Raw genomic sequence first — 25,773 nt, forward strand, 5'->3', positions numbered from 1 at the left:
CGCGCCGCCGGAGGACCTATGAAGATCGCCGTTGCCAAGGAAATCGATCCATCGGAGCCGCGTGTCGCCGCTTCGCCTGATACGGTGAAGAAGTTCAAGGCGTTAGGCGCAGAGATCGCCGTCGAGCCGGGCGCCGGCCTCAAATCGGGCCTGCCGGATTCCGAATTCACCGCCGCAGGTGCCATTGTCAGCGCCGACGCGCTGAAAGATGCCGACATCATCATCAAGGTGAAGCGCCCCGAGGCCTCGGAGCTGTCGCAGTACAAGCGCGGTGCGCTCGTCATCGCCATCATGGATCCCTACGGCAACGAGGCCGCGCTGAAGACGATTGCCGATGCCGGCGTCTCCGCCTTCGCAATGGAGCTGATGCCGCGCATCACCCGCGCACAGGTGATGGACGTGTTGTCCTCGCAGGCGAACCTTGCCGGTTATCGCGCCGTGATCGAGGGCGCCGAGGCCTTCGGCCGTGCCTTCCCGATGATGATGACGGCGGCCGGCACCGTGCCCGCGGCCAAGGTGTTCGTGATGGGTGTCGGCGTCGCCGGCCTTCAGGCCATCGCGACCGCGCGCCGCCTGGGTGCCGTCGTGACCGCGACCGACGTGCGTCCCGCCACGAAGGAACAGGTCGAATCGCTCGGCGCAAAATTCCTCGCCGTCGAGGACGAGGAGTTCAAGAACGCGCAGACCGCCGGCGGCTACGCCAAGGAAATGTCCAAGGAATATCAGGCCAAGCAGGCCGCGCTCACCGCCGAGCACATCAAGAAGCAGGACATCGTGATCACCACCGCGCTGATCCCGGGCCGGCCGGCGCCGAAGCTGGTCAGTGCCGAGATGGTGAAGTCGATGAAGCCGGGCTCGGTGCTGGTCGATCTCGCCGTCGAGCGCGGCGGCAATGTCGAGGGCGCGAAGCCGGGCGAGGTCGTCGACCTCGATGGCATCAAGATCGTCGGCTACACCAACGTCGCCGGCCGCGTCGCGGCCTCGGCCTCCAGCCTCTACGCGCGCAATTTGTTCTCCTTCATCGAGACCATGGTCGACAAGAAAGAGAAGAAGCTCGCCGTCAACTGGGACGACGAGTTGGTCAAGGCGACCGCGCTCACGAAAGACGGCGCCGTCATCCACCCGAACTTCCAGCCGAAGGCATAAGGAGAGATCGCCATGGAGCATGTTGCACAGGTCGTCGACCCCTTCGTCTTCCGGCTGTCGATCTTCGTCCTCGCCGTCTTCGTCGGTTATTTCGTGGTGTGGTCGGTGACCCCGGCGCTGCACACCCCGCTGATGAGCGTGACCAACGCGATCTCCTCGGTGATCGTGGTCGGCGCGCTGCTCGCGGTCGGCGTCGGCATGGTTTCGAGCGGTTCGGGTTGGGCGCGCGGCTTCGGCTTCGTCGCGCTCATCTTCGCCTGCGTCAACATCTTTGGCGGCTTCCTTGTCACCCAGCGCATGCTGGCGATGTACAAGAAGAAAGCCAAGTAAGCGGCCACCTCGGGCTGAAGGGATCAATGGGGACCTGAGATGAGCGCCAATCTCTCTGCATTCTTGTATCTCGTGGCGGGGGTGCTGTTCATCCTGTCGCTGCGCGGGCTGTCGAGCCCGGCGACGTCGCGCCAGGGCAATTTGTTCGGCATGATCGGCATGGGCATCGCGGTCGCGACCACGCTCGCCAGTCATCCGCCGGCGGACGGCGTCGCCTGGATCCTGGTGATCCTTGGTATCGCCATTGGTGGCGGCATTGGTGCGGTGATCGCCCGCCGCGTACCGATGACCTCGATGCCGGAGCTGGTTGCCGCCTTCCACTCGCTGGTCGGCATGGCCGCGGTGCTGGTTGCCGCCGGCGCGTTCTATGCGCCCGAGGCGTTCGACATCGGCAAGCCCGGCGCCATTCATGCATCGAGCCTGGTCGAGATGTCGCTCGGCGTCGCCATCGGCGCACTGACCTTCACCGGCTCGGTGATTGCGTTCCTGAAGCTGTCCGCGCGCATGAGCGGTGCGCCGATCATCCTGCCCGGCCGCCACATCATCAACATCGCGCTCGCGGTGGCACTGGTGTTCTTCATCGTCCGTCTCGTCCTCACCGGCGGGGCGTTCGACTTCTGGATGATCACGATCCTGGCGCTGGCGCTCGGCGTGCTCATGATCATCCCGATCGGCGGCGCCGACATGCCGGTCGTGATCTCGATGCTGAACTCCTACTCGGGCTGGGCTGCGGCCGGCATCGGCTTCACGCTGGGCAATTCCGCGCTGATCATCACCGGCGCGCTGGTCGGCTCATCCGGCGCGATCCTGTCCTACATCATGTGCCACGCGATGAACCGGTCCTTCATCTCGGTCATCCTCGGCGGCTTCGGCGGCGAGACCGCCGCAGCCGGCGGCGGGACGGGCGAGCAGAAGCCCGCCAAGCTCGGCTCGGCGGACGATGCGGCCTTCATCATGAAGAACGCGCAGAAGGTCATCATCGTGCCCGGCTACGGCATGGCGGTGGCGCAGGCCCAGCACGCGCTGCGCGAGATGGGCGACATCCTTAAGAAGGAAGGCGTCGAGGTGAAATACGCCATTCACCCGGTGGCAGGCCGTATGCCCGGCCACATGAACGTGCTGCTCGCCGAAGCCAACGTGCCCTATGACGAGGTGTTCGAGCTCGAGGACATCAACTCCGAATTCGCGCAGGCCGACATCGCCTTCGTGATCGGCGCCAACGACGTCACCAACCCGGCGGCCGAAGAGGACAAGACCTCGCCGATCTACGGCATGCCGGTGCTGCAGGTCTGGAAGGCCGGCACCGTGATGTTCATCAAGCGCTCGCTGGCCTCCGGCTACGCCGGCATCGACAATCCGCTGTTCTACCGCGACAACACCATGATGCTGCTCGGCGACGCCAAGAAGGTCACCGAGAATATCGTCAAGGCGATGTAGCCGCGCGAAGGAAGCGGACCGTGGCCATCAACAAGGAATGGCACCGGTCCCATCGCATGCCGCCCAAGGCCACGCGCGAGCAGCGCGTCAAGTGGCACGCCGCCCACAAGGCGGCGTGCGGCTGTCGCGACGTACCGGCAAGCCTTCGGCCCGACGCCATGAAATCGCTGCGGAGCCGTCGCAAGCCCTGAGTTCAAACCGGGGCCGGACGCGCCATGATCGCCATCGCCAAGTGGACTGTCATCCTGCTCGTGACCGTCTATCTCGCCGGGCTCGTCGTGCTGTATGTCCGGCAGCGCGAGATGCTGTTTCCGATCCCGCCGGTCGGTCGCGCTGCACCCGGTGCGGCAGGTCTGCCCGAGGCAGAAGAGCATGTCCTGACCACCCCGGATGGCGAGAAGATCATCGTCTGGCACGTGCCGGCGAGGCCCGGTCGGCCCGTGATCCTGTATTTCCCTGGCAACGGCGATTTCCTCGCGGGCCGCACCGATCGCTTCAAAGCCATGATTGCCGACGGCACCGGTCTCGTCGCGCTGTCCTATCGCGGCTATGCCGGCTCGAGCGGCGCGCCGAGCGAGCAGGGCCTGCTGCGCGACGCGGCCACCGCCTACGCTTTCACCAGCGCGCGCTATGGGGCGGAACGAATCGTCGCCTGGGGCTTTTCGCTCGGGACGGGCGTGGCGGTGGCGCTCGCCTCCGAACACGCCATCGGAAAGTTGATCCTGGAGGCTCCCTATACGTCCACGGCCGACGTTGCAGCATTGGCCTTCCGGTACGTGCCGGTGCGCCTGCTCATGCGCGACCAGTTTCGCTCCGACGAACGGATCGCGCGCGTCACGGTGCCGCTGTTGGTGATGCATGGCACCAATGACCTTGCCATTTCGATCCTGTTCGGGGAGCGTCTGTTCGCGCTCGCGCATGAACCGAAGCGGTTCGTGCGCTTTGCGGGCGGCGGACATGACAATCTCGACAGTTTCGGTGCGCTCGAAACGGCAAGGCGCTTCATTGGATATTGAACGATCCGTCACGCGGCTCAGGGGCGCATTCCTCCTCGCCATCCTCACCTTGTTGCCGCAGCCGGCCTGGGCCGCAACCGGGCTCGATGGTGCGGCGATGCGCTGGCCCTATGCGCTGCCCTTTGCCGGTCTGTTGCTGTCGATCGCGCTCGGACCGCTGCTGTATCCGAAAGTCTGGCATCATCATTACGGCAAGATCACCGCCGCCTGGTCGCTCCTGGCGCTCGTCTCGCTCGTGATCTTTGCCGGCAGCACGGCGACGCTGGCGGCGCTCGTGCACGCCATGCTCACCGAATATCTCGGCTTCATCGTGCTGCTGTTCTCGCTCTATGTCGTGGCCGGCGGCATTCTCATCACCGGCGACATCAAGGCCACGCCGGCGATGAATGCCGGCATCCTCGCGCTCGGCACGCTGGGGGCGAGCATCGTCGGCACCACGGGCGCCGCGATGATCCTGATCCGTCCGCTGATCCGAGCCAACCGGCCGCGGCGCCACAACGCTCACGTCATCGTCTTCTTCATCATCCTGGTCGCCAATGTCGGCGGCGCGTTGAGCCCGCTCGGCGATCCGCCGCTGTTCGTCGGCTTCCTGCACGGCGTCGACTTCTTCTGGACCACACGGACCATCTGGCTGCAGACCGCGCTCGTCGCCGGATTGCTGCTCGCGATTTTCGTCGCCATCGACGTCTGGTGGTTCCGCAGCGAGCCTTTGCGCGAGGAGGCCGTTTCCGCCGAGCCGGTCCGCATCCGCGGCCTCGTCAATCTCGTCCTGATAGCTGCCATCGTCGCCTGCCTGCTGATGTCGGCGATGTGGAAGCCCGGCATTGCCTTCGACGTTCTCGGAACGAAGGTCGAGCTGGAGGATCTCGCGCGCAATTCGGCGCTGCTCGCCATTGCGGCCCTGTCGGTGTGGCTGACGCCGGACGAGCACAGGCTGGCCAACGGCTTCACCTGGGAGCCGATCCGCGAGGTCGCAAAGCTGTTCGCGGGCATCTTCGTCGCCATCATCCCGGTCATCGCCATGCTCAACGCCGGCCATCGTGGCGCCTTCGCGTGGCTGTTGTCGGCCGTAACGGGGCCGGATGGAGCGCCGCGCGAGGTCGCTTATTTCTGGTTCACCGGCCTGATGTCCGCGTTCCTCGACAATGCGCCGACCTATCTGTTGTTCTTCCAGCTCGCCGGCGGCGACCCGCAGGTGCTGATGAATCAGCTCTCGGGCACGCTCGCCTCGATCTCCATGGGCGCGGTCTACATGGGTGCGCTCACCTATATCGGCAATGCACCGAACTTCATGGTGAGCAGCATCGCCAGCGAGAACGGCATCAAGATGCCGAGCTTCTTCGGCTATTTCTTGCGCGCCGGCGCAGTGTTGATCCCGCTGTTCGTGCTGCTGACGCTGCTGCCGGTCTCGCCGATCCTGCACTGGCATTGAATCTCGTGCCTGATTTGCTACTGCTCATCCGAGCAGATGGAATTGGTGGATGAGCGCGCATAACCCGATGCCCCGGTCGGCCTGGATCTTTCCGGCGCTGGCCGTGCTGTTGTTCGCAGCCGTCAGCGCGACGGACTACGTGTTCACGCTGTCGCTGGGCGGGCTCGTCTTCGCGACCGTGCTGCTCATCATCCTGTTCGGGACGGTGTTCGCCGCGGTTCATCATGCCGAAGTGATCGCCGAACGGGTCGGCGAGCCCTATGGCACGCTGGTGCTGACGCTTTCGGTGACCATCATCGAGGTGGCGCTGATCACCACGATCATGCTCGGCGACAAGCCCGCGCCGGCGCTGGCGCGCGACACCGTGTTCGCCGTGGTCATGATCGTCTGCAACGGCCTCGTCGGGCTCTGCATCTTCATCGGCGGCCTGCGCTATCGCGAGCAGGGTTTTCAGCTCTCCGGCGCCAACGTCTATCTCAGCGTCCTGTTCGCGCTCGCGACCATCACGCTGATCCTGCCCAACTACACGACCAGCACGCCGGGGCCGGTCTATTCGGCAGCTCAGCTCGGTTTCGTCGACGTCGTCACGCTCGCGCTGTACGGGGTATTTCTCTACACCCAGACGGTGCTGCACAAGGACTACTTCGTCCATGATCGGGGAGACGGCGGCAGCGGCGAGGCGCATCTGTCGGGCAGGATGCTGGCGCTCAGCGTCGTGCTGCTGCTGGTCGCGCTGCTGGCGGTCGTGCTGCTCGCAAAGAAATTCTCGCTGGTCGTCGACGCCGTCGCAGCCAGGATCGGCGCGCCGCCGGCCTTCACCGGACTTCTGGTCGCGCTGCTGATTCTGATGCCGGAAGGTCTTGCGGCCGTCTCCGCGGCCCGCAAGAACGACCTCCAGAAGAGCATCAACCTCGCACTGGGCTCCTCGCTTGCCACCATCGGGCTGACGATCCCGGCCGTCGGCATTGCCACCTACGCGCTCGACAAGGAGCTCGAGCTCGGCCTCAGTGCCCAGGGTAGCGTGCTCCTGCTCCTGACCTTCTTCCTGAGCATGCTGACCTTCGGCACGGGCAGAACAAACGTCCTGTTCGGGCTGGTCCATATGGTGGTATTTGCCGTCTACGTCTTCATGGTTTTCGTGCCCTGAACCCATTTGCGCATCCGCCGCCCTCACGGGCCGGACCGCGTCCCAGGAGAGTCCCGATGCTTGCCGCCAGATCCGAGGTTCAGGTCGATAACGAACAGGTGCGGGTGACCGAATGGCGGCTCGATCCGGGCAGCGCCACCGGGCATCACACCCACGGCATGGATTACGTGATTGTTCCCGTGGTCGCCGGCGAAATGACCATCGTGGCGCCCAACGGCGAGCGGTCCAAGGCGCAGCTTGCGGCCGGGAAATCCTATTTCCGCAAGGCGGGCGTCCAACACGACGTACTTAACGAAACCTCAACTGAGATCGTGTTCCTTGAGATCGAGCTCAAGCCGTAAGTCCGGCCTTAACACTTGCCATCGATCCGTCGCAGTTGATCCCTTACAATGCCCCAAAGTTCCCGCATCAGATCGCGCGGGGAGTGGCCGGAATGCTGAAATACCTCGCTAAAATTTCGATGGATATTTTCCCCTCGGTGCTCGCGACGATCATCGGGGCGTACATCGTTAACCACTACATCAACGCCAAGCCGGCGGCTGATGCCCCTGCGGCCGTGGTAGCCCCTTCCCAGGCCGGCAACGACGGCAAGCCGGCGGACACTGCCAACCTTCCTGCGCCCGGCGTCAAGGCCAGGGGCATCTCGGAGAAGAGCATTTCCGACAAGGGTGCGACGGACAAGGCTGTGGCGGACAAGGCTGCGGCCGAGAAGCCCGCCGACAAGCATGAGGCCAAGGCTGCAGACGTCGCGCCTGCCGACGCCCCTGCGCATGGCCGTCCCCCCGCGCGCGAGAAAGCCGCCGCGAAGGCGACCCCGCCAGCCGCTGTCCCGGTCGCGGAGGCCAATGCCGCGCCGGCCGGAGCGTCCCAGGCTGCGACTCCCGATGCCAACGACCTGGCGCGCGCCGCCATCGAGCGCCTGCGCAAGTCGCCTGAGGGCAAAGCTGCCGAAGCCAAATCAGCCGAGATCAAGTCTGCTGAGACCAAGCCGGTCGAGCGGACTCCGGAGCCAGCGGTGCGCGAAGCTACCCGCGTTCCCGAGGCCCCGCGCGTCATCGCGACGGAGCCCTCGGCGGTCAGGCCGCTGCCACCGCCGATCACGGTGTCCACGCCCTCGCCCGAGAGCTATGGCAATGGCGGTTCCTCGCCGTCCTATACGGCCTCGGTCGGCAACGACGACCCGAATCGGATCACGCCGCCGGCGGACATTCCCGTGCCGGTGATCGCGCCGCCGCTCGATCTGCGCGCCGATGCCGGCGCCGCCCTGCCGCGGCCGAAGAAGACGAATGTGGCCGACGAGATGCTGTCGGGCATGAAGTCGATGTTCCACTCCGTTCTGCCGAAGAGCGCCACCCCCGACTGAGACAGCGCCTGCGCTGCGCCCGAGCCGTCAACCGCCGACGCGGGCAAGGCCGCTGCGTGCGGTGTCGTCGCGTGGCCGAAGCGCGACGGCCCTGGTGTAGGAGGCCGCCGCCTTGGCCTTGTCGCCCAGCCGTTCATAGGCCTGTCCGCGCGTGGTCCAGACCTGCGCGTTATGCGGATCCGCCTCGGAGGCCTCATCCAGATCGGCTGCAGCCTCCTTGATCTTGCCGAGCGCGAGATAGCTGGCGGCGCGGCCGAGCAGCGGCTCGGCCTTCTGGGGGTTGAGCCCGCTCGCGGCGCTGAAATCGGCGATCGCGAAGTCGTGCTGATGATTGGCCTGGTAGATCAGGGCACGGCCATAAAGCGCCTGCGCGTTGTAGGGATCGAGACCGACCGCGCGATTGAACTCGTCGAGCGCTGCCGCGGTCTCGCCTGACTTCGCCAGGGATTGGGCTTTTGCGGTATGGGCCTGAGCTTCGGCGACGTTGCCGGGGCTCACCGCGCTCTCAGCGGGTGCGGCCGCCTTCGGCGCCTCCTGCGGCTTGTCCTTCTCCGGCATCAACGATCCCAGATCGAAGGAGCAGCCGCACAGCGTAATCCCCATCAAAGCCAGCGCGAACGGCTGCCGCCAGATCAGGCGTCGCCGCGTCAAGCCGCGCTCGGGGCAAGGGGAAGCCATCTACGGTTCGCTCGCGCTCGTGCCGCACTGGTAGTGCCCCGTCCCAGAAAGGCACCGCTCACAAACAATAACGCGGGCCAGGGGCCCGCGTCATCGGAAACTGAAGTCTTGGAAAATTGAAGACTTGGGAAACTGAAGTCTCGCGGGGTCCAGTAGATCAGCGCGGTCCGCGCGGACCTGCACCGGGGCCGCCACGACCGCCGCGATCACCGCCGGGACCGGCGCCGAACACCGGCTTCGGCTTCATCGGCAGCAGGCCTTCGCGCTGCAGCTTCTTGCGGGCCAGCTTGCGCGCGCGGCGCACGGCTTCGGCCTTTTCGCGGGCCTTCTTCTCGGAGGGCTTTTCGTAGTGACCGCGGAGCTTCATCTCGCGGAAAATTCCCTCGCGCTGCATCTTCTTCTTCAGCGCCTTGAGGGCTTGATCGACATTGTTATCGCGAACGAGAACCTGCACGCGGCATCCTCTTGAGTGGATCGGATTTGAATTCTGGTAAGACGAAGGGGATGGCGAAACGCGCAAGCCCTTAACCTTGAGGGCGCGGATGTATCAGACAAAACCCGGGATGTCCACCGGCCAAGCGGGGATTCGGGCCAAGTTCAGCCATTAAATGAGGCAAAATATCTCCGTGCGGCCCTGATTTGGGAGATTTGACGCCAATGGTGGGGCCGTTTCCGGAGCTTTGTTCCGGAATCTTGAAAGCAGGGGACTACACATGGATATCAAAAAATGCGCTGCAGAAGCCATCGGGACCTTTTGGCTTACATTCGCAGGCTGCGGGAGTGCGGTGATCGCCGCCGGCTTTCCGCAGGTGGGAATCGGCTTGGTCGGTGTCTCCCTCGCGTTCGGGCTCAGCGTCGTCACCATGGCCTATGCGATCGGCCATATCTCGGGTTGCCATCTCAACCCGGCGGTCACCGTCGGTCTTGCTGCCGGCGGCCGTTTTCCCGCCGGGCAGATCCTGCCCTATGTGATCGCCCAGGTGGCCGGCGCGATCGTGGCTGCATGGCTTCTCTACGTCATCGCGAGCGGGGCTCCCGGATTCGACGTCGGCAAGGGCTTCGCATCCAACGGCTATGGCGCGCATTCGCCCGGCCAGTACAGCATGATCGTGTGCTTCCTCACCGAGGTGGTGATGACCATGATGTTCCTGTTCATCATCATGGGCGCCACCCATGGCCGCGCGCCCGCGGGCTTCGCACCGCTCGCGATCGGGCTCGCGCTGGTGATGATCCATCTCGTCAGCATTCCCGTCACCAACACGTCGGTGAACCCGGCGCGCAGCACGGGCCCCGCGCTGTTCGTCGGCGGCTGGGCGACAGCGCAGCTTTGGCTGTTCTGGGTCGCACCGCTGATCGGCGGCGCGCTGGGCGGGGTGATCTATCGCTGGCTCAGCGAGGAGCCCACCGGCGTCGTCGCGGGCGTGAAGACGGCCTGAGCGCTTGGCGGGATCGCAGGTCGGAGCCGCGATCCCGTTACTTGCCCGTGGTGGGGCGCACTTCGGTGACGTGTCCCATCTTGCGGCCGGGGCGCGGCGCGCCCTTGCCATAGATGTGGACGGTCGCACCGGGCACGGCCAGCCACTTCTCGTAGTCGTTGATCTCGTCGCCGATCAGGTTGGTCATGGTGACGACCTCGCCGTGGCGCACCGGCTTGCCGAGCGGCCAGCCGGCGATGGCGCGGATGTGCTGCTCGAACTGCGAGACGGAGGCGCCGTCGAGCGTCCAGTGCCCGGAATTATGCACGCGCGGGGCGATCTCGTTGACCAGCACCTTCGGTCCGGTGCCATTGGCCAGCACGAACATCTCGACGGCGAGCACGCCGACATAGTCGAGCGCGCTCGCGATCTTTCCGGCAATGCTGCGCGCTTCCTCGGCGAGCGCGTCGGGGATCGGGGCCGGCGCGCGCGATATCTTCAGGATGTGGTCGCGGTGCTCGTTCTCGGTGACGTCGAAACATTCGACCTCGCCTGTGACCGAGCGTGCGGCGATCACGGAGATCTCGCGCTCGAACGGCACGAAGGCTTCCAGGATCGCCGATTTGGTGGCGAGGCTGGTCCACACCTTGGCGATGTCGTCGCCCTCGCGGATGATGGCCTGACCCTTGCCGTCATAGCCGAAGCGGCGGGTCTTGAGCACGGCCGGAAGGCCGATCCTGGCGATCGCCTCGCGCAACGAGGCGACGGACGTGACGTCGGCGTAAGCTGCGGTGCCAATCCCGAGGCGGGTGACAAAATCCTTCTCGGCGAGCCGGTCCTGGGTGGTCTCGAGGATCTTCCGATTGGGCAGCACCGGGCGGCGCGCATCCAGCACCATCGCAGCGGCCGAGGGGACGTTCTCGAATTCGTAGGTGATGACGTCGACGTCGCCCGCGAACAGCTCGAGCGCTTCGACATCGGCATATTCGGCGCAGGTCGCGTTCAAGACGACATCGAAAGCCGGCGAGTCCGGATCGGGCGAGAACACCTGGCAGCGCAGGCCGAGCCGCGCCGCAGCCATCGCCAGCATCCGGCCCAATTGTCCGCCGCCGAGGATTCCGATGGTGTCACCGGGCTTCAGCTTCACGTGCCGGGTGTCAGTCACGCCTTGCCCTCCGGGCGCTCAGCGACCGCCTCGGTCTGAGCCTTGCGCCAGGCGGCGAGGCGATCGGACAAGGCAGGGTCGGACAGTGCCAGGACGGATGCTGCCAGCAGCGCGGCGTTGGTCGCGCCGGCCTTGCCGATGGCGAGGGTGCCGACCGGGATGCCGGCGGGCATCTGGACGATCGAATAGAGCGAATCGAGGCCCTTGAGCGTCTTGGATTCGACGGGAACGCCGAATACCGGCAGCTCGGTCAGCGCCGCCGCCATGCCGGGCAGGTGCGCAGCGCCTCCAGCGCCGGCGATGATGACCTTGTACCCCGCCGCCTTGGCGCCCTTGGCGAAAGCAAACAGCCGGTCGGGGGTGCGGTGGGCCGAAACGATGCGGCTGTCGGCTGCAACGCCGAGCGCGGCGAGCGTGTCGGCGGCATGCCGCATCGTGTCCCAGTCCGACTGGCTTCCCATGATGATGGCGATCGGCGCGGTCATGGCGTTGATTGTGCCCGAAAAACAGAAGGATAGGCCAGATTAACGGTTCCGGCCGGCGGCTCGCAAGGCGGTGGCAAGGAGAAGGGAATCCACTATCCTGTCTTGGTGAATCCCCGCAAGCCTTCATTGAGCAGGATGCCCATGAAGAAACCGAAAAGGGCGAGTGCTGCGAAGGCCAAGGCGGGCCGGAAGACCAGCGTCGGCCGTTCCAGAGCCGCCCCGAAGCGGCCGACCAAGCGTCCGGCGAAGCCGCCGCGGCGCGCCGCGTCGGGCGGCGATGGAGCCACGGAAACCGTCAGGGCGACGATCCGGGACTTGCGGGCCAAGCTCAAGCAGGCGCAGCGCCGGGTCGCCGAGCTGGAAGCTGCGGCCGATACCGATTTCCTGCTCGGGATTCCCAACCGGCGCGGCTTCGAGCGCGAGCTTGCGCGCGCCATCGCCTACATGAAGCGCTACCGCGCGAGCGGGGCGCTGATCGTGCTCGACGTCGATCGGCTGAAACCGATCAACGATTCGTTTGGCCACGGCGCCGGCGACGAGGTGCTCAAGGCGATTGTCGCCGCGCTGACGCGGCAGGTCCGTGCCTCCGACGTGGTCGGGCGGCTCGGAGGCGACGAGTTCGCGCTGCTGCTATGGAACCTGAGCGAGACCGACGCCAAGGCGAAGGCCGCCGCCTTCGAACAGGCGATCGACGAACTGTCTTTCGTCTTTCGCGGCCAGCACGTGACCGCGGGGGCCTCCGCCGGTGTCGCGCTGCTGGGGGCGCAATCCGATGCAGGCCGTGCCCTGGAGGAGGCGGATGCCGCCATGTATGTGCGCAAGGCGCATCGGCGGCACGAGCCGCGGATCAGGCTGGTCAGCAGCTGATCCTCACAGTGCGGCGAGATCTTCCGGCACGTTGCCGAATCTTCGCAGCAGCGTGGCGTCCCCGAATTCGCCGGTCATGGGATCGCCGCTGCGGCTGAACGCGACCGCACCGATGTGGCCGGCGCCGCGCGACAAGGCCTCGGCGCGCCGCAACGCGGCCGTCGAACTCTGGCATTCTTCCGCTGCGCCTGCGACAGGCGAGCCGTCGGCATCGATCAAGAAGGGCATTGCAACGTAATAGGTCACGTCCGACATGGCGTTGCTCCGACGTTGAACTCAGGCGGCGCTGCTCTTGCTCCGCATCTTGCTGCGTGAGGTCTCGGGGATGCAGCCGGCGGAGATTGCCGCCTGCAATTCCTCCAGCTCGGCCTCCAGGTATTCGTTGGCCATGATCAGCGCCTTGATGGTGCTGCGCAGATTGCCGTCGCACATCGCGATGGCCTGGTCGCAGGCCTGTTCATAGTGGCTGTTGTCGAGAAGGGCTGCTGTCGACATCTGCATGTCCTTGGGTGTTCCTGGGGGCGTTGCTGCACCTCGAATGTTCTTATTTTGTTCTTTTCGAGTCAAGCGGATTCGATCTCAGGTGAGCTTTGTCGCGCAGTCTGTGGATCAGGCGATGATGTCGGGCGTGATCTGGTCTTCGATGAACGCGATGCGGTCGCGCAACAACAGCTTGCGTTTCTTCAGCCGCTGCAACCGCAACAGGTCGGGGGCGGGCGATTGATGCAGTGCATCGATCGCCGCATCGAGATCTCGGTGTTCCTGCTGCAACCGGGTGAGCTCGGCTTCGAGCTCACGCTCGTCTTCATTGGTCATGTCTGCGGTGGCCGAAAACCGATAGGCGTGAGACTCTGGGCTGTGGATGCCCTGTGGAAATTATCGTCCTTGCGCGGCGTGATCGCAAGCGATCTGCGCCCTCTGCTCGCCGATCTCCCGCAACATATTTCCTGCGGGGGCGTAGCGGCCGTGCAAGCGCATTGATATCACGGATTTTTCCGGCGCGGTTCCTTTACTCACGCTTCGTTACATATGAATTTTCAAAAATGAAGCTGCGACGACGGATACCCATCGACAGAACGAATCGGTGATGTAGACTTCGTTGTCCGGATCGAATCCTGAGGTTCAACCCTACCGAGGAGGTTTCGAATGACAATTCAGGCACATCTCGTTGAATTGGAACGGAAGCACAAACTTCTCGAAAACGAATTGCACGACGCTCTCGTGCACCTTTCAACAGACGACCTGCAAATTGTTGAGTTGAAGCGCCGGAAGTTGATGGTCAAGGACCAGATCGAGCGTCTGAAGCACGGCGACACGCTCCACTAGTAACCCCCATAACAGCGTAGAGTTGATCGCACCCTTCATCATGCAGGGATGAGAGTCTTTGCCCTCGTCCCTGCTGCTGGGTAATCATCGCGCAAGGCGTTTGCGCGATGCTTAGAGTTGCTTGGATTTGGAGTTGCTTGGATCTGCCTGCGCTCTAGACCTCTGCGAGCTTGGCGACGTGATCTGCGATCGCGAGCGATGACGTCAGTCCAGGCGACTCGATCCCGAACAAATTCACAAGGCCTGCGACGCCGTGGTCGCGCGGTCCCTGCATCAGGAAGTCCTGCGTGGCCACCGCGGGCGGGACGATCTTCGGCCGGATGCCTGAATAGCTCGGCATCAGCGCGCCGTCGGGCAGCGTCGGCCAATATCTGCGGATCGCCGGATAGAAGCGCTCGGCGCGTGACGGATCGACCTCGTAATCGATCGTCTCGATCCATTCGACGTCAGGCCCGAACCGCGCCTGGCCGGCCATGTCCAGCGTCAGGTGCACCCCCAAACCGCCGGGTTCGGGCACCGGGTAGATCAGGCGCGAGAACGGCGCCTTGGCGTTGCAGCTGAAGTAGTTTCCCTTGGCGAGATAGGCCGGAGGAATGCGGTCCAGCGGCATGCCGTCGATATTGCGCGCCACATTCGTCGCCGACAGCCCCGCGGCATTGACGAGCAGGCTGCATTGCAGCGTCATCGGCGCCTCGCCGCCGGCCTCGATCTCGATGATGCCACCAGCCGCCTTGGCGCGGATCAGCGGGGTGTGAAACGCGAAGGCGGCGCCGGCGTCCTCGGCTTCGCCGCGCAGCGACAGCATGTAGGCGTGGCTGTCGATGATGCCCGTTGAGGGCGACAGCAGCGCGGCGTCGCAGGCCAGCGCCGGCTCCAGCGCGCGTGCCGCCTCGCCCGCGAGCAGCTGCATGTCGAGCACGCCATTGGCCTCGGCATGCGCCTTGATCGATTGCAGCTTCGCGGTCTCCTGCGGGCTGGTCGCGACGATCAGCTTGCCGCAATTCCTGTGCGGGATGCCGCGCTCGGCGCAGTAGCGGTAGAGCGCGTGCTTGCCGGCGACGCACATGCGCGCCATCCAGCTCCCGGCGCGGTAGTAGATGCCGGCATGGATCACCTCACTGTTGCGCGAGGAGGTGATGGTGCCGATTGCCTCGGCCTCCTCGAGCACGATGACCTCGCGCCCGGCCTGCGCGAGCCTTCGGGCCACCGCGAGCCCGACCACGCCGGCTCCGATGACGACGCAATCGACCCTATCCATGGTTGTGCAGCATGTCCGTTGGGAGCGCCGGTCGCATCAGACCTGGAAAGGACGGCGCGGGGGCGTTTTCCGTTAAGGAAGAATTTATCATGTCAGGGCAATTGCCGTATTTCACGTCACATTTTTCTGTTGTGCGTACAGGCGTTTACCCGATCCAAACCCGTGAGGCCAGACAATCCGACGTTGAAATCGCGGGTGGCTGATGGCTGAGAAGAACTGGCACGAGGGCAGCACGCTTCCGATTGCTGTGCAGGCCGTTGTGTGCCTCGTCGGCACGGTTGCGCCCGCGCGCGCCTTCGCGCTGACGGACGGCCTCGCCGCGCCGGGCTATTTTGGTCAGCTCGATCCCAACGTGGTCTGGGAGGCCCTGATCGCGGGCGTCGTCGTCTGTGCCTTCCTCGTCGCGATCTCGCTGTGGATTCATTCCTCGCTGCGCCGGACCAGACGCTTGCAGCTGCGGCGCAACGCCTTCGTCTCCTCCGCCATGAACAATCTCAATCAGGGCGTGGTGATGACGGATTCGCAGCGCCGCATCATCTTCTGCAACGACCGCTATCTCGAGATCTACGGCCTCACGCGCTCGGATGTCTGGGCCAACATGAACGGCTATGAGCTGCTCGAGCTGCGACGCAAGCGCGGGGTGCTCGGCGTCGCCTCCAACGAGGAGTTCTATGAGAAGGCGGCCAGCACCAACGGCCTGATCACCGAGCTTCCGGACGGGCGGGCCATCCTGGTGAAATATTTCGTGCTGCCGAACGGCGGTTCGGTGGCGACGCATCTCGACGTCAGCGAGCAGCGCAAGCTGTCGCGGCAACTGGCCTCGACCAAGCAGTTCCTCGAAACGGTGCTGGACAACGTTCCGGCCTGCGTGGCCGCCAAGAACATCGAGGACGGCCGCTATATCTTCGCCAACAGCGCCTATGAACGGTTCTGGGGCTTCTCGCGCGACCACGTCGTCGGCAAGAACGCGCGCGAGCTGTTCGAATCCGCTTCGGCTGACAGCATCGAGGCGACGGACCGGGCCGCGCTGGATTCGCCGGACGGCCAGTTCCGCAACGAATTCGAGGTCGACCGCGGCGGCGAGCGGCGCATGGTCGCCTCGATCCGGATCGTGGTCCGCAACGAGAGCAACAAGCCCGAATTCCTGATGCTCATGTTCGAGGACATCACCGACCGTCGCTCGCTGTCCAAGGAGCTGGAGAGCACCAAGAGGTTCCTCGAACTGGTGGTCGACAACATCCCGGTGGCCCTGATCGTCGAGCAGGTCAAGGATGGCCGCTATCTGCTCGCCAACCGCAGCGCGGAGACGATCCTCAATCGCCGGCGCGAGGAAGCCACGGGCCTGACGGCGTCCGACATCTTCAACCCCAAGGAAGCCAAGCTGATCATCGCGCGCGACGAGGCCGCGATCAAGAAACGCGGGATGATCACCGAGGAGCATCCGATCTCCACCAAGGACGGCCTGCGGCTGTTCCTGACGCGCCGCGCCACCGTGCTCGGCGACACCGGCGAGCCGCAATATCTGATCAAGACCCACGAGGACGTCACCGACCGCCGGCAGACCGAGTCGCGGATGGCGCACATGGCCTATCACGACGGCCTCACCGACCTGCCGAACCGTGCGGCCTTCCTTCAGGCGCTGACCCAGATGATCGAGGCCTGCGAAGGCACCGACGAGGAGTTCGCCGTCCTCTGCGTCGACCTCGACGGCCTCAAGGAGGTCAACGACGTCTTCGGCCACGCACTCGGCGATAAGCTCCTGATCGAGGTGGCCCAGCGGCTTCAGGACTCCGCCCGCGGCGGCGTGGTCGCGCGCCTGTCCGGCGACGAATTCGGCCTCATCATCGACGGCAAGCAGCCGGATTCCGGCCTTGCGCTGGCGCAGCACCTCGGCGAAGCCGTCGCGAAGGAATTCCAGATCGACGGCCGGGCGGTTCGTGCCGGCGCCACCACCGGCATGGCGGTCTTCCCGCGCAATGGCACCGACGGCGCTTCGCTGCTCGCCAATGCCGGTGCGGCGCTGTTCCGCGCCAAGCAGAAGTCCCGCGGCACGATCAGCCTCTACCAGCCGGAGATGGACCAGCAGATCCGCGATCGGCGCGTGCTGCACCAGGACCTGTCGATGGCGATCAAGAACGGCGAGCTCTCGCTTGCCTTCCAGCCGCAGGGGGCCGCGGGCGACAGCGTCGCCGAGAGCGAGATCATCGGCTTCGAGGCACTGGCGCGCTGGCAGCATCCGGTGCGCGGCCAGGTCTCGCCGGCCGAATTCATCCCGATCGCGGAGGAAAGCGGCCTGATCGTCGAAATGGGCGAATGGATCCTGCGCGAGACCTGCCGCGAGGCGGCGTCCTGGCCGAAACCGCTCCAGGTCGCGGTCAATCTGTCGCCGGCGCAGTTCATGCACGGCGACGTGGTTGGCCTCGTCCATTCGATCCTGCTCGAGACCGGCCTTGCGCCCGGCCGGCTCGAGCTTGAGATCACCGAGGGCGTGCTCATCGAGGATTTCGACCGGGGCCTCGCGCTGCTGCGACGCCTCAAGGCGCTCGGCGTCCGCATCTCCATGGACGATTTCGGCAGCGGATATTCCTCGCTGAGCTACCTCCAGGCGTTCCCGTTCGACAAGATCAAGATCGACCGTGCCTTCATCGTCAATCTCGGCCGCAATCCGCAATCGGCGGCGATCGTCCGTGCGGTGATCGATCTCGGCCACGGCCTCGACATGTCGATCATCGCCGAGGGCGTCGAGACGATCGAGCAGCTCGCCTTCCTCGCCAAAGAGGGCTGCGACGGCGTGCAAGGCTATCTGCTCGGCAAGCCGTTGCCGATCGGCAAATATGCCGGCCTCGTCGGCCGCGCCGAGGTCATGGAGCTTGCGCTCAAGACCGGCTAGAGATGATGGGGCGCTTCGCTCCTTCTCGACGTCCTCATGGCGGATTACGACCTTGCGATCATCGGCGGCGGTCTGAACGGTGTCAGCCTCGCGCGCGATGCGGCCGGCCGCGGTCTGCGGGTCGTCCTGTTCGAGCAGGGCGATCTCGGCGGCGCGGCGTCCTCGGCGACACCGCGGCTGATCCACGGCGATCTGTCGGTGCTGGAGCGGCGCGGGTTCTGGCGGGTGCGCCGGGCGCTGGCCGAGCGCCGGATCTGGCTCGCCATCGCGCCGCATCTGGTCCGGCCGATGCGCTTCGTGATCCCCGCGCATTCCGACGAGCGCCCGCCATGGTTGCTGCGGGCCGGCCTGTATGTTTACGACGTGCTCACGAACCGCGGCGGCCTGCCGCCTTCAGCCACCATCGACATCACGCATCATCCGATCGGCAACGCGCTGAAGCGCCCGTTCGGCACGGCCTTCGAATATTCGGACTGCGTCGTCGACGATTCCCGCCTGGTGGTGCTCACGGCGCTGGATGCGGCCGAACGCGGCGCTGCGATCCGGACCGGCGCGCGCTGCGTGCGGGCCGATAGAACCGATGTCTGGCGGCTCGCGGTGGTCGATCGCGGCCATCGCCGCACGATCACGGCCCGGGCGCTGGCCAACACCACCGGGGCGTGGTCGCCGATGGTCGCCGAGACCGTGCTGCGCCAGCCGCCCCCCGCCGCAGTGCCCATGCAGATGAGCCAGATCATCGTGCCCCGGCTGTTCGATTCCGACAACGTCTACGTCTTCCAGAACAGCGACGGACGCCTGATCTTCGCCTCTCCTTTCGAGCGGGAGTTCACGCTGATCGGCACCGTCACGAACGAGTTCACCGGCGATCCCGCCATCGTCGCGATGCGAGGGGCCGATGTCAGCTATCTCTGCGAGGCAGCCCGCCGCTATTTCCGCGAGCGCATCGCCCCGGCCGACGTGGTCCGGACGGTCTCCGGCGTCAATTTGAAGCCGGCGTCCGCACCGCGAGGTGACGGCACGACCTTGTTCCACGCGCGCCGGCGCAAAGCGCCGCTGATCACGATGTTCGGCGGCGACGTCACCACCTCGCGCCTGCGCGCCGAGCGGGCGGTGACGAAGCTGACGCCGTTCTATCCGATGTCGCTGCCCTGGACTGCAGGCGCGGCGCTGCCCGGCGGCAATTTCGGCTGGGATCGTTTCGACACCGAAGTCGATCTAGCGCGAGAGCGCTGGCGCTTTCTCTCCGAAGCGCAGGCGCAGCGCCTGGTCGCCGCCTATGGCTCGCGCTTGGCCGCCGTGCTGGGGGAGGCCAAGACCCGCGGCGAGCTAGGGCCCGCCCTCGGTCCCGAGCTGACCGGGGCCGAGGTGCGCCATCTCATGACCCGCGAATGGGCGCGCTTTCCGGATGATGTGCTGTGGCGCCGCTCCAAGCTCGGCCTGACCATGCCGGCCGCGGATCTTGAGGCGCTGGCTGCATTTATGGCGGGTGTGAACGATCCACCGTGACCCGGTTGAGCAAAAGCCGATCGGCCGCTAGCGTGCGGCGGAATCGGGGTTTGCAGGAAACATGACGGACGAATTGCCGAAAACGCGCGCCGCGACAGGTGCTGCCGATGGAGACGCGGCCGCAGCCGGACAGCCGTTGCTGCGCATCGAGGCCGTCGCCAAGACATTTGGGACGTTCCGCGCCGTTGATGGCGTCTCGCTCGATATCAAGGCCGGGGAGTTCTTCGCGCTGCTGGGCCCAAGCGGTTGCGGCAAGACCACGCTGCTGCGCATGCTCGCGGGCTTCGAGGCGCCGGACGAGGGCCGCATCCTGCTCGGGGGTCAGGACATCGCGCAGGCGTTGCCGCATGAGCGGCCGATCAACATGATGTTCCAGAACTACGCGCTGTTTCCGCATCTGTCGGTGCGCGACAACATCGCGTTCGGCCTGAAGCGCGCAGGCATGGCGCGTGCGGACATCGCCACCCGTGTGGCCGAGATGGTCGCACTGGTGAAGCTCGAAGGGCTCGAGAAGCGCAAGCCCGACCAGCTCTCGGGCGGCCAGCGCCAGCGCGTCGCGCTCGCGCGCGCGCTGGCACGCCGCCCGCAATTGCTGCTGCTCGACGAGCCGCTCGCGGCGCTCGACAAGAAGCTGCGGGAGAGCACGCAAGGCGAGCTGATGGAGCTGCAGCGTCGGCTCGGCATGACCTTCATCATCGTCACCCACGACCAGGAGGAGGCGATGACGATGGCTGATAGAATCGGCGTGATGAACGCCGGAAAGCTCGCTCAGGTCGCGAGCCCGCGCGAGCTCTACGAGGCGCCGCGCTCGCGCTGGATCGCGGAGTTCGTCGGCGACGTCAATCTGTTCGACGGCGAGTCCAAATTGCGCGACGGTCATCGTCTGGTCATCGGCACGCGCGATGCGGGAGCGCTGGTGGTGGCCGAGCCGCGCGAGCCGGTCGGCGCGGGCAAATTGGCGGTGGCGGTCCGCCCCGAGAAGGTCAAGCTGTCGCGGCATGGCCCGGTAAGCGAGGCCGGACGTGAGACGGCGATCAACCGGCTCGACGGCGTGATCGCCGACATCTGCTATCTCGGCGGCACCACCACCTACAAGGTGAAGCTCGACACCGGCGGAACGGTGCAGGCGTCCGTCGCCAACAGTGCGCGCACCGACGTCGATGCCTACAGCCTGAACCAGCATGTCGTCGCCTGGTTCACGCCCGACGATTGCGTGGTGCTGCAATCATGAGCGCCCGCCGCATCTTCGCGAGGCCGGCGCGTTTCGCCGCCATCGCTCCCTATGTCTGGATGGTGCTGTTCTTCCTGGTGCCGTTCGCCTTTGTGCTGAAGATCAGCCTGTCGCAGACGGCGATCGCGCAGCCGCCCTACGAGCCGGTGTTCGACCTGGCAGCCGGCTGGGACGCGCTCAGGGCTGCGTTCGCCGCGCTGTCGATCGACAATTTCAGGCTGCTCGCCTCCGACGACATCTACCTGTTCGCCTATGTGCGCAGCCTCACCGTTGCGGTGACGGCGACCGCACTGTTGCTCCTGATCGGCTATCCCATCGCGTATGGCATGGCGCGGCTGCCGAAGCGCTGGCAGGCGGTGGCGATGGTGCTGGTGATCGTGCCGTTCTGGACCTCGTTCCTGATCCGCATCTATGCCTGGATCAACATCCTCCAGCATGACGGCCTGCTCAACCAGATCCTGCTGGCGCTGCACCTGGTCAGCCAGCCCGTGGTCTGGCTCTCCACCGACAGCGCGATGTATATCGGCATCGTCTATTCCTATTTGCCGTTCATGATCCTGCCGCTCTACGCCACGCTCGCCAAGATGGAGCCGGCGCTGGAGGAGGCGGCCAGCGATCTCGGCGCGCCGCCATGGCAGGTGTTCTGGCTCGTCACCTTCCCGTTGTCGCTGCCCGGGGTCGGTGCCGGTGTGCTTTTGTGCTTCATTCCCATCGTCGGGGAGTTCGTCATCCCGGACCTTCTGGCCGGCTCCAATTCGCTGATGATCGGCCAAACCCTCTGGCTCGAATTCTTCACCAACAAGGATTGGCCGGTCGCCTCTGCTGCGGCCATCGTGCTGCTGGCCGTGCTGCTGGTGCCTCTGTTGCTGTATGAGCGGCTGCAGAAGCGGCAACTGGAACAAGGGCGCTGAGACGATGCGCAAGCTCTCCCGTCTCTCCCGCTTCAACATCGTCTCGCTCGCGCTGGGGCTGGCGTTCCTTTATCTGCCGATCCTCATCCTCGTCATCTATTCCTTCAACGCCTCGCGCCTGGTGACCGTCTGGGGCGGCTGGTCGCTGCGCTGGTATCACGAGTTCTTCAACGACCGCGCCATGATCGAGGCGGCCTGGATGAGCCTGCGGGTCGCGGTCTCCTCCGCCACCATCGCCACCCTGCTCGGCACGCTCGCCGCGGTCGCGCTGTCGCGCGGCGAGCGGTTTCGCGGCCGCACGCTGTTCTCCGGCATGCTCTACGCGCCGCTGGTGATGCCCGAGGTGATCACGGGATTGTCGCTGCTGCTGCTGTTCGTGGCGCTCAACGCCGAGCGCGGCTTCTGGACCGTGACGATCGCCCATACCACGCTGACGATGTGCTTCGTCGCCGTGGTGGTGCAATCCCGCCTCGGCTCGCTCGATCGTTCGCTGGAGGAGGCGGCGATGGACCTCGGCTGCGACCCGGTCCGCGCGTTCGTGGCCGTCACGCTGCCGCTGATCGCGCCCGCGATCGTCGCCGGCTGGATGCTCGCCTTCACGCTGTCGCTGGACGATCTCGTCATCGCGAGCTTCACCACCGGTCCCGGCTCGGCGACGCTGCCGATCCGGATCTATTCCGAAGTGCGGCTGGGTGTGAAGCCGGAGATCAACGCCATCTGCACGCTGGTGATCGCCCTGATCGCGGTCGTCATCGTAATCGCCTCGCTCGCTTCGAAACTGTCGAGCTCGCAGGGCGAGAGCGCAGCGCCGCTGTAGCCTCTGCTGTCATTGCGAGGAGCTCTTGCGACGAAGCAATCCAGTCTGTCTCTGCGGAAATAGTCCGGATTGCTTCGCTGCGCTCGCAATGACGAAGGAAAAGTCTACGACTTCACCGCACCCGCCGTCAGCCCGCCCACCATGTAGCGGCGGAAGGCGTAGTAGACCGCGGCCGGCGGCAGCGCGTAGATGAAGCCGGTGGTCATCAGCAGCTCCCATGGCGAATCGTCGGCGGCGAGGAAATTGCCGAGCGCGACGGGGAGAGTGATCTCGCGATCGTTGGAGAGCAGCAGGAACGCGTAGAGATATTCGTTCCAGGCCAGCAGCACCGCATAGGTGCCGATCGCGACCAGCGAGGGCATCATCAGCGGCAAATAGACCAGGCGGAAGATCTGCAGCGTCGTCGCGCCGTCCATCACGGCGGCCTCGTCCAGCTCGACCGGCAGCTTGTCGGAGGCCTGCTTCAGCACCCAGATCGCGTAGGGCGAGGCGATCGTCACCATCGCCAGGATCAGCGACCAGTGATTGTTGAGCAGGCCGTAATTGCCCATGGTCCGGTACATCGGCACGGCGAGGAACGCCGCGGGAATGAAATAGGTGAACAGCGCAAGGTTCAGCACGGTGCGCCCGCCCGGCACCTTCAATCGCGAGATCGCGAACGCTGCGGATGTCGCGATGAACAGCGTCAGCACGCCGACGGAGACGGCGATCACGGTCGAATTCCAGAACTGGATGTAGAAGTCGCGCAGGAAGTAATGCTGCTGCTTGAACACGATCTGAAAGTTGTGCAGCGTCGGATGATCCGGCCACAGCTTGCCCGAGAACGCGTCCTCCTTCGGGGAGATCGCGAACAGGAACATGTGATAGATCGGGATCATCGTCCACAGGAAGACGGGAATGCCGATCAGCAGCAGCCGCGCTTCGGTCGCGACATCACGGAGAGAGGGGAGCTTCATCGCGACAACCGTTTCATCATGAAGTACACGAGCGGCAGGACGAACGGCATCGCGCAGACGATGGATGCCATCGCCAGCGAGAGCTGGTCGAGGCGGAGATAGCGGATGCCGAGCGTCGCCAGCACGTGCGTGAGGTCTGCCGGGCCGCCGCCGGTGAGCAGATAGACGCTGTTGAAGTCGCCGAGCGTCCAGATCATCGAGAGCAGCGTGCAGGTGACGTAGAGCGTCTGCATCGACGGCCAGGTGATGTAGCGGAACTTCTGCCACCAGCTCGCACCGTCGACCTCGGCGGCCTCGAACAGATCGTGCGAGATCGCAAGGCGCCCGGTGATCAGGATCAGCGTCCAGAACGGCAGCGACTTCCAGATGTGCACGGCGATCGCCATGCTGAGCGCCACGGTCGGGTCGTTCAGCCAGTTCGGGCCGTCATCGCCGGTGAGGGAGAAGATGTAGTGGTTGATCATGCCCCATTCGGGATTGAGCATGAAGCGCACCGACAGGATGGTCGGGATCGACGGCACCGCCCACGGCAGGATGAAGATCACCGACAGCCATTTGATCCAGGTGCGCTGCTGCACGAAGAAGCCGGACAGGAACAGCGCGATCAGCATCTTGATGTTGATGCCGATGACCAGGAAGATCAGCGTGTTGATCGCGGCGCGCGCGAAGATCGGGTCGTTGTAGAGCGCGACGTAGTTTTCCGGCGCGCGGGCCAGCCACAGCCCGTAGCAGACGGGATAGACGACGAAAGCGAGGAAAACGAGCAGATAGGGCGCGAGCAGCACGATGCCCCAGACCTGTGCCGGGGTCAGCCGCGACGATAGGGGCGGGCCGGGCATAGCCTGATCGCCAGAGAGGGTGATCGCCATTCTTTAGGACTCATCAAAGAGAAGCCGGCCGCGAAACGCGGCCGGTGTTGTTCTTACACCTCTTCCCGCAACGCGAGGAGAGGTGAGGATGACATCAACCCGCGACCTGCTTGATGCGGGCGATCATCTCGTCGACGGCCTTCTCGACCGGAACCTTCTCGCTGACGACGCGATTCATCGCCTTGGCCCAGATGTTCTCGTTGTTGAGAATCGTGAACCTCCAGTTCTTGGTGAAGTCGAACTGAGAGGTGCCGCCCTTGAACTGCGTGTAGACGGCCTTGCGGTGCTTGTCGGCCTGCCAGAACGGGCTTTCCTGGCTTTCCTTCGTCACCGGGAACCAGCGGCCGAGCGCGCCCTCGATGTAGGGGCGGACGTTCTCTTCCTGGAGCAGGAAGCTGATGAACTGCTTGGCCTCGGCCTTGTTCTTGGCCGCGGTGAACACCAGTCCGGTCTTGACGTCGGAGCGGTACTTGATGGTCGAACCATCCGGCGCCTTGGGGAAGGACGCCGTGATGATGTCCTGCTCGTAGGCCTTCTTGCCGGCGTCGCGCTGCTCCTGGGTAAGCGCCTGGTTCTGCGAGTCCTCGAACCACTTCGCCGCGATCGAGATCGTGAAGTTGTGGGTCATCACGATGGTCTTGTTATGGAAGGCGACGTTGTTGTCGGGATCCTTCCAGGTCGTGGATGACGGCGGCGTGCAGCCCTTGATGTAGGTGTCGGTGTAATCCTTCATCGCCTTGATGAGGTTCTCGCGAACCTTGGGATCGTCGACCGTGAGCTTGCCGTCGTCGTCGACCAGCTTGACATGATAGGCGTCCATGAAGGTGTAGAACGACTGGAAGGAATCGGTGGATTCCACGCCCATCGGCTGGCCGACGGCATAGAGGCGCTGACCGGTGGCCTTGCGGATCGCCGGCTGCACCTTGTCGCACCAGAACGTCCAATACCCCGTCCAGTCGTTCGGGATATCGGCCAGCTTGAAGCCGGCCTTCTCCAGCATGTCGTTCCAGATCTGGACGTGCATGCTCTGCTGCTTCAGCGGAAAGCCGTAATAGGCCTTCTTCTTGGCGACGTCGTTGTAGAGGATCGAGGCATCCAGCGTGTTCTGCACGAACCGGCCCTTGATCGGCTCCATGACGTCGGAGAGATCCTCGAGCTTGCCCTCATAGGCCCATTTGCCCTGCGCCTGGACGTCATAGGAATCGGAATAGGCGACATCGGGCACGGTGCCGGCGTCGAGCGCGGCGACCGTCTTCGGAATCATGTCCTGGATCGCGTATTGCGACAGCTCGACCTTGATGCCGGTCTTGGCTTCGAACTTCTTGATCGTCTCGATCAGTGCGTCGTCTTCGGAGCGATAGAAGCCCTTGCCCCACCAGACCGTGATCGTCTTCTGCTGCGCAAATGCGGGTGCAGCGGCTGCAAACAGCCCGGCCGCAGCGACCGCCAGTGATACTGCGCCAATAACCTTGGATTTCACGTTTTTCTCCCTCAAACGGCCGGTGTTTTTAACCGGTCGAAAAAACAC

28 protein-coding genes are annotated in these 25,773 nt (G+C 64.9%); 17 read left to right on the top strand and 11 right to left on the bottom strand.

Annotation, left to right across the window (positions count from 1 at the left end; translation table 11 throughout):
* The first annotated feature begins 18 nt into the window (after positions 1 to 18).
* The 9 genes from WI560_RS04960 (at position 19) to WI560_RS05000 (ending at position 7,871) form a co-directional block, all read left to right on the top strand.
* Positions 19 to 1,146, top strand: coding sequence for a Re/Si-specific NAD(P)(+) transhydrogenase subunit alpha (locus WI560_RS04960; protein WP_028138375.1), 1,128 nt, complete (start codon positions 19 to 21; stop codon positions 1,144 to 1,146).
* 12 nt (positions 1,147 to 1,158) lie between these two features.
* Positions 1,159 to 1,476, top strand: a complete 318-nt coding sequence (locus WI560_RS04965) for a proton-translocating transhydrogenase family protein (protein WP_028138374.1) — start codon at positions 1,159 to 1,161, stop codon at positions 1,474 to 1,476.
* Positions 1,477 to 1,515: 39 nt separating this feature from the next.
* Positions 1,516 to 2,913 carry an NAD(P)(+) transhydrogenase (Re/Si-specific) subunit beta gene (locus WI560_RS04970; RefSeq protein WP_028138373.1) on the top strand — a complete coding sequence of 466 codons (1,398 nt, stop codon included), beginning with the start codon at positions 1,516 to 1,518 and terminating at the stop codon, positions 2,911 to 2,913.
* A 20-nt stretch (positions 2,914 to 2,933) separates the two neighbouring features.
* On the top strand, positions 2,934 to 3,104 hold the full coding sequence (locus WI560_RS04975) for a hypothetical protein (RefSeq protein ID WP_375307108.1): 171 nt from the start codon (positions 2,934 to 2,936) through the stop codon (positions 3,102 to 3,104).
* 24 nt (positions 3,105 to 3,128) lie between these two features.
* Entirely contained in the window at positions 3,129 to 3,929 is an 801-nt protein-coding gene (locus WI560_RS04980; RefSeq protein WP_375307109.1) for an alpha/beta hydrolase, read from the top strand.
* Between the two features lie 97 nt (positions 3,930 to 4,026).
* Positions 4,027 to 5,361: a sodium:proton antiporter gene (locus WI560_RS04985; RefSeq protein ID WP_375308775.1), complete on the top strand. Its 1,335-nt coding sequence runs from the start codon at positions 4,027 to 4,029 to the stop codon at positions 5,359 to 5,361.
* Between the two features lie 49 nt (positions 5,362 to 5,410).
* Complete coding sequence (locus tag WI560_RS04990; RefSeq protein ID WP_375307110.1) at positions 5,411 to 6,508, top strand: calcium:proton antiporter; 1,098 nt, start codon at positions 5,411 to 5,413, stop codon at positions 6,506 to 6,508.
* Between the two features lie 56 nt (positions 6,509 to 6,564).
* On the top strand, positions 6,565 to 6,849 hold the full coding sequence (locus WI560_RS04995) for a cupin domain-containing protein (protein WP_028138369.1): 285 nt from the start codon (positions 6,565 to 6,567) through the stop codon (positions 6,847 to 6,849).
* A gap of 92 nt (positions 6,850 to 6,941) precedes the next feature.
* Positions 6,942 to 7,871, top strand: a complete 930-nt coding sequence (locus WI560_RS05000) for a hypothetical protein (RefSeq protein ID WP_375307111.1) — start codon at positions 6,942 to 6,944, stop codon at positions 7,869 to 7,871.
* Between the two features lie 27 nt (positions 7,872 to 7,898).
* On the opposite strand, the gene WI560_RS05005 is transcribed toward WI560_RS05000, so the two are convergent.
* Entirely contained in the window at positions 7,899 to 8,549 is a 651-nt protein-coding gene (locus tag WI560_RS05005; RefSeq protein WP_375307112.1) for a tetratricopeptide repeat protein, read from the bottom strand.
* A 157-nt stretch (positions 8,550 to 8,706) separates the two neighbouring features.
* The gene (gene rpsU, locus WI560_RS05010) at positions 8,707 to 9,003 is read right to left on the bottom strand and encodes a 30S ribosomal protein S21 (RefSeq protein ID WP_008546194.1); all 297 of its coding nucleotides are present in this window, start codon (positions 9,001 to 9,003) and stop codon (positions 8,707 to 8,709) included.
* Positions 9,004 to 9,262: 259 nt separating this feature from the next.
* Between rpsU and aqpZ the strand changes: the two genes are divergently transcribed.
* Positions 9,263 to 9,985, top strand: coding sequence for an aquaporin Z (gene aqpZ / locus WI560_RS05015; protein WP_375307113.1), 723 nt, complete (start codon positions 9,263 to 9,265; stop codon positions 9,983 to 9,985).
* Positions 9,986 to 10,022: 37 nt separating this feature from the next.
* On the opposite strand, the gene WI560_RS05020 is transcribed toward aqpZ, so the two are convergent.
* Together WI560_RS05020 and purE are read right to left on the bottom strand one after the other, a co-directional pair.
* Positions 10,023 to 11,129 carry a 5-(carboxyamino)imidazole ribonucleotide synthase gene (locus WI560_RS05020; RefSeq protein WP_028138365.1) on the bottom strand — a complete coding sequence of 369 codons (1,107 nt, stop codon included), beginning with the start codon at positions 11,127 to 11,129 and terminating at the stop codon, positions 10,023 to 10,025.
* The gene (gene purE / locus WI560_RS05025; RefSeq protein WP_375307114.1) at positions 11,126 to 11,614 is read right to left on the bottom strand and encodes a 5-(carboxyamino)imidazole ribonucleotide mutase; all 489 of its coding nucleotides are present in this window, start codon (positions 11,612 to 11,614) and stop codon (positions 11,126 to 11,128) included. The genes WI560_RS05020 and purE overlap by 4 nt, the downstream gene beginning before the upstream one ends.
* Before the next feature lie 141 nt (positions 11,615 to 11,755).
* Between purE and WI560_RS05030 the strand changes: the two genes are divergently transcribed.
* On the top strand, positions 11,756 to 12,481 hold the full coding sequence (locus WI560_RS05030; protein WP_375307115.1) for a GGDEF domain-containing protein: 726 nt from the start codon (positions 11,756 to 11,758) through the stop codon (positions 12,479 to 12,481).
* A 3-nt stretch (positions 12,482 to 12,484) separates the two neighbouring features.
* On the opposite strand, the gene WI560_RS05035 is transcribed toward WI560_RS05030, so the two are convergent.
* The 3 genes from WI560_RS05035 to WI560_RS05045 all read right to left on the bottom strand — a co-directional run bounded on the left by WI560_RS05035 (position 12,485) and on the right by WI560_RS05045 (position 13,297).
* Positions 12,485 to 12,736: a hypothetical protein gene (locus WI560_RS05035; RefSeq protein WP_375307116.1), complete on the bottom strand. Its 252-nt coding sequence runs from the start codon at positions 12,734 to 12,736 to the stop codon at positions 12,485 to 12,487.
* A 21-nt stretch (positions 12,737 to 12,757) separates the two neighbouring features.
* Positions 12,758 to 12,976: a hypothetical protein gene (locus WI560_RS05040; RefSeq protein ID WP_026201909.1), complete on the bottom strand. Its 219-nt coding sequence runs from the start codon at positions 12,974 to 12,976 to the stop codon at positions 12,758 to 12,760.
* Positions 12,977 to 13,090: 114 nt separating this feature from the next.
* On the bottom strand, positions 13,091 to 13,297 hold the full coding sequence (locus WI560_RS05045) for a YdcH family protein (RefSeq protein ID WP_008546179.1): 207 nt from the start codon (positions 13,295 to 13,297) through the stop codon (positions 13,091 to 13,093).
* A gap of 330 nt (positions 13,298 to 13,627) precedes the next feature.
* Here WI560_RS05045 and WI560_RS05050 point away from each other — a divergent pair, with 330 nt between their 5' ends.
* On the top strand, positions 13,628 to 13,807 hold the full coding sequence (locus WI560_RS05050) for a YdcH family protein (RefSeq protein WP_028138361.1): 180 nt from the start codon (positions 13,628 to 13,630) through the stop codon (positions 13,805 to 13,807).
* A gap of 154 nt (positions 13,808 to 13,961) precedes the next feature.
* Here WI560_RS05050 and WI560_RS05055 read toward each other — a convergent pair whose 3' ends face one another.
* A complete protein-coding gene (locus WI560_RS05055; RefSeq protein ID WP_375307117.1) occupies positions 13,962 to 15,065 on the bottom strand; it encodes an NAD(P)/FAD-dependent oxidoreductase in 1,104 nt (367 codons plus the stop codon).
* A gap of 202 nt (positions 15,066 to 15,267) precedes the next feature.
* Here WI560_RS05055 and WI560_RS05060 point away from each other — a divergent pair, with 202 nt between their 5' ends.
* From WI560_RS05060 to WI560_RS05080, 5 genes are all read left to right on the top strand, one after another.
* Complete coding sequence (locus WI560_RS05060; RefSeq protein WP_375307118.1) at positions 15,268 to 17,955, top strand: EAL domain-containing protein; 2,688 nt, start codon at positions 15,268 to 15,270, stop codon at positions 17,953 to 17,955.
* A 36-nt stretch (positions 17,956 to 17,991) separates the two neighbouring features.
* Positions 17,992 to 19,461 carry a glycerol-3-phosphate dehydrogenase gene (locus WI560_RS05065; RefSeq protein WP_375307119.1) on the top strand — a complete coding sequence of 490 codons (1,470 nt, stop codon included), beginning with the start codon at positions 17,992 to 17,994 and terminating at the stop codon, positions 19,459 to 19,461.
* A 61-nt stretch (positions 19,462 to 19,522) separates the two neighbouring features.
* Positions 19,523 to 20,692: an ABC transporter ATP-binding protein gene (locus WI560_RS05070; RefSeq protein ID WP_375307120.1), complete on the top strand. Its 1,170-nt coding sequence runs from the start codon at positions 19,523 to 19,525 to the stop codon at positions 20,690 to 20,692.
* Positions 20,689 to 21,603, top strand: a complete 915-nt coding sequence (locus WI560_RS05075; protein WP_375307121.1) for an ABC transporter permease — start codon at positions 20,689 to 20,691, stop codon at positions 21,601 to 21,603. The genes WI560_RS05070 and WI560_RS05075 overlap by 4 nt, the downstream gene beginning before the upstream one ends.
* Positions 21,604 to 21,607: 4 nt before the next feature.
* Positions 21,608 to 22,420 carry an ABC transporter permease gene (locus tag WI560_RS05080; RefSeq protein WP_375307122.1) on the top strand — a complete coding sequence of 271 codons (813 nt, stop codon included), beginning with the start codon at positions 21,608 to 21,610 and terminating at the stop codon, positions 22,418 to 22,420.
* A gap of 104 nt (positions 22,421 to 22,524) precedes the next feature.
* On the opposite strand, the gene WI560_RS05085 is transcribed toward WI560_RS05080, so the two are convergent.
* The 3 genes from WI560_RS05085 to WI560_RS05095 form a co-directional block, all read right to left on the bottom strand.
* Positions 22,525 to 23,376: a carbohydrate ABC transporter permease gene (locus WI560_RS05085; protein WP_257192989.1), complete on the bottom strand. Its 852-nt coding sequence runs from the start codon at positions 23,374 to 23,376 to the stop codon at positions 22,525 to 22,527.
* Entirely contained in the window at positions 23,373 to 24,245 is an 873-nt protein-coding gene (locus WI560_RS05090) for a carbohydrate ABC transporter permease (protein ID WP_028138353.1), read from the bottom strand. The genes WI560_RS05085 and WI560_RS05090 overlap by 4 nt, the downstream gene beginning before the upstream one ends.
* 94 nt (positions 24,246 to 24,339) lie before the next feature.
* The gene (locus tag WI560_RS05095; protein ID WP_375307123.1) at positions 24,340 to 25,725 is read right to left on the bottom strand and encodes an ABC transporter substrate-binding protein; all 1,386 of its coding nucleotides are present in this window, start codon (positions 25,723 to 25,725) and stop codon (positions 24,340 to 24,342) included.
* Positions 25,726 to 25,773: the final 48 nt, after the last annotated feature.

The organism is Bradyrhizobium sp. A11 (assembly GCF_042077125.1).
Lineage (GTDB): Bacteria > Pseudomonadota > Alphaproteobacteria > Rhizobiales > Xanthobacteraceae > Bradyrhizobium > Bradyrhizobium japonicum_B.

Excerpts from the sequence above, each read along its gene's own strand:
- WI560_RS05055 (WP_375307117.1), bottom strand. The coding sequence starts at position 15,065 with ATGGATAGGGTCGATTGCGTCGTCATCGGAGCCGGCGTGGTCGGGCTC.
- WI560_RS05070 (WP_375307120.1), top strand. The coding sequence starts at position 19,523 with ATGACGGACGAATTGCCGAAAACGCGCGCCGCGACAGGTGCTGCCGAT.
- WI560_RS05050 (WP_028138361.1), top strand. The coding sequence starts at position 13,628 with ATGACAATTCAGGCACATCTCGTTGAATTGGAACGGAAGCACAAACTT.
- WI560_RS05090 (WP_028138353.1), bottom strand. The coding sequence starts at position 24,245 with ATGGCGATCACCCTCTCTGGCGATCAGGCTATGCCCGGCCCGCCCCTA.
- WI560_RS04960 (WP_028138375.1), top strand. The coding sequence starts at position 19 with ATGAAGATCGCCGTTGCCAAGGAAATCGATCCATCGGAGCCGCGTGTC.
- WI560_RS05030 (WP_375307115.1), top strand. The coding sequence starts at position 11,756 with ATGAAGAAACCGAAAAGGGCGAGTGCTGCGAAGGCCAAGGCGGGCCGG.
- WI560_RS05065 (WP_375307119.1), top strand. The coding sequence starts at position 17,992 with ATGGCGGATTACGACCTTGCGATCATCGGCGGCGGTCTGAACGGTGTC.
- WI560_RS04985 (WP_375308775.1), top strand. The coding sequence starts at position 4,027 with ATGCGCTGGCCCTATGCGCTGCCCTTTGCCGGTCTGTTGCTGTCGATC.
- WI560_RS04990 (WP_375307110.1), top strand. The coding sequence starts at position 5,411 with ATGAGCGCGCATAACCCGATGCCCCGGTCGGCCTGGATCTTTCCGGCG.
- WI560_RS05085 (WP_257192989.1), bottom strand. The coding sequence starts at position 23,376 with ATGAAGCTCCCCTCTCTCCGTGATGTCGCGACCGAAGCGCGGCTGCTG.
- WI560_RS05080 (WP_375307122.1), top strand. The coding sequence starts at position 21,608 with ATGCGCAAGCTCTCCCGTCTCTCCCGCTTCAACATCGTCTCGCTCGCG.
- WI560_RS04970 (WP_028138373.1), top strand. The coding sequence starts at position 1,516 with ATGAGCGCCAATCTCTCTGCATTCTTGTATCTCGTGGCGGGGGTGCTG.
- WI560_RS05040 (WP_026201909.1), bottom strand. The coding sequence starts at position 12,976 with ATGTCGACAGCAGCCCTTCTCGACAACAGCCACTATGAACAGGCCTGC.
- WI560_RS05060 (WP_375307118.1), top strand. The coding sequence starts at position 15,268 with ATGGCTGAGAAGAACTGGCACGAGGGCAGCACGCTTCCGATTGCTGTG.
- WI560_RS05005 (WP_375307112.1), bottom strand. The coding sequence starts at position 8,549 with ATGGCTTCCCCTTGCCCCGAGCGCGGCTTGACGCGGCGACGCCTGATC.
- WI560_RS05045 (WP_008546179.1), bottom strand. The coding sequence starts at position 13,297 with ATGACCAATGAAGACGAGCGTGAGCTCGAAGCCGAGCTCACCCGGTTG.
- aqpZ (WP_375307113.1), top strand. The coding sequence starts at position 9,263 with ATGGATATCAAAAAATGCGCTGCAGAAGCCATCGGGACCTTTTGGCTT.
- WI560_RS05075 (WP_375307121.1), top strand. The coding sequence starts at position 20,689 with ATGAGCGCCCGCCGCATCTTCGCGAGGCCGGCGCGTTTCGCCGCCATC.
- WI560_RS05035 (WP_375307116.1), bottom strand. The coding sequence starts at position 12,736 with ATGTCGGACGTGACCTATTACGTTGCAATGCCCTTCTTGATCGATGCC.
- WI560_RS04995 (WP_028138369.1), top strand. The coding sequence starts at position 6,565 with ATGCTTGCCGCCAGATCCGAGGTTCAGGTCGATAACGAACAGGTGCGG.
- purE (WP_375307114.1), bottom strand. The coding sequence starts at position 11,614 with ATGACCGCGCCGATCGCCATCATCATGGGAAGCCAGTCGGACTGGGAC.
- WI560_RS04980 (WP_375307109.1), top strand. The coding sequence starts at position 3,129 with ATGATCGCCATCGCCAAGTGGACTGTCATCCTGCTCGTGACCGTCTAT.
- WI560_RS05000 (WP_375307111.1), top strand. The coding sequence starts at position 6,942 with ATGCTGAAATACCTCGCTAAAATTTCGATGGATATTTTCCCCTCGGTG.
- WI560_RS04965 (WP_028138374.1), top strand. The coding sequence starts at position 1,159 with ATGGAGCATGTTGCACAGGTCGTCGACCCCTTCGTCTTCCGGCTGTCG.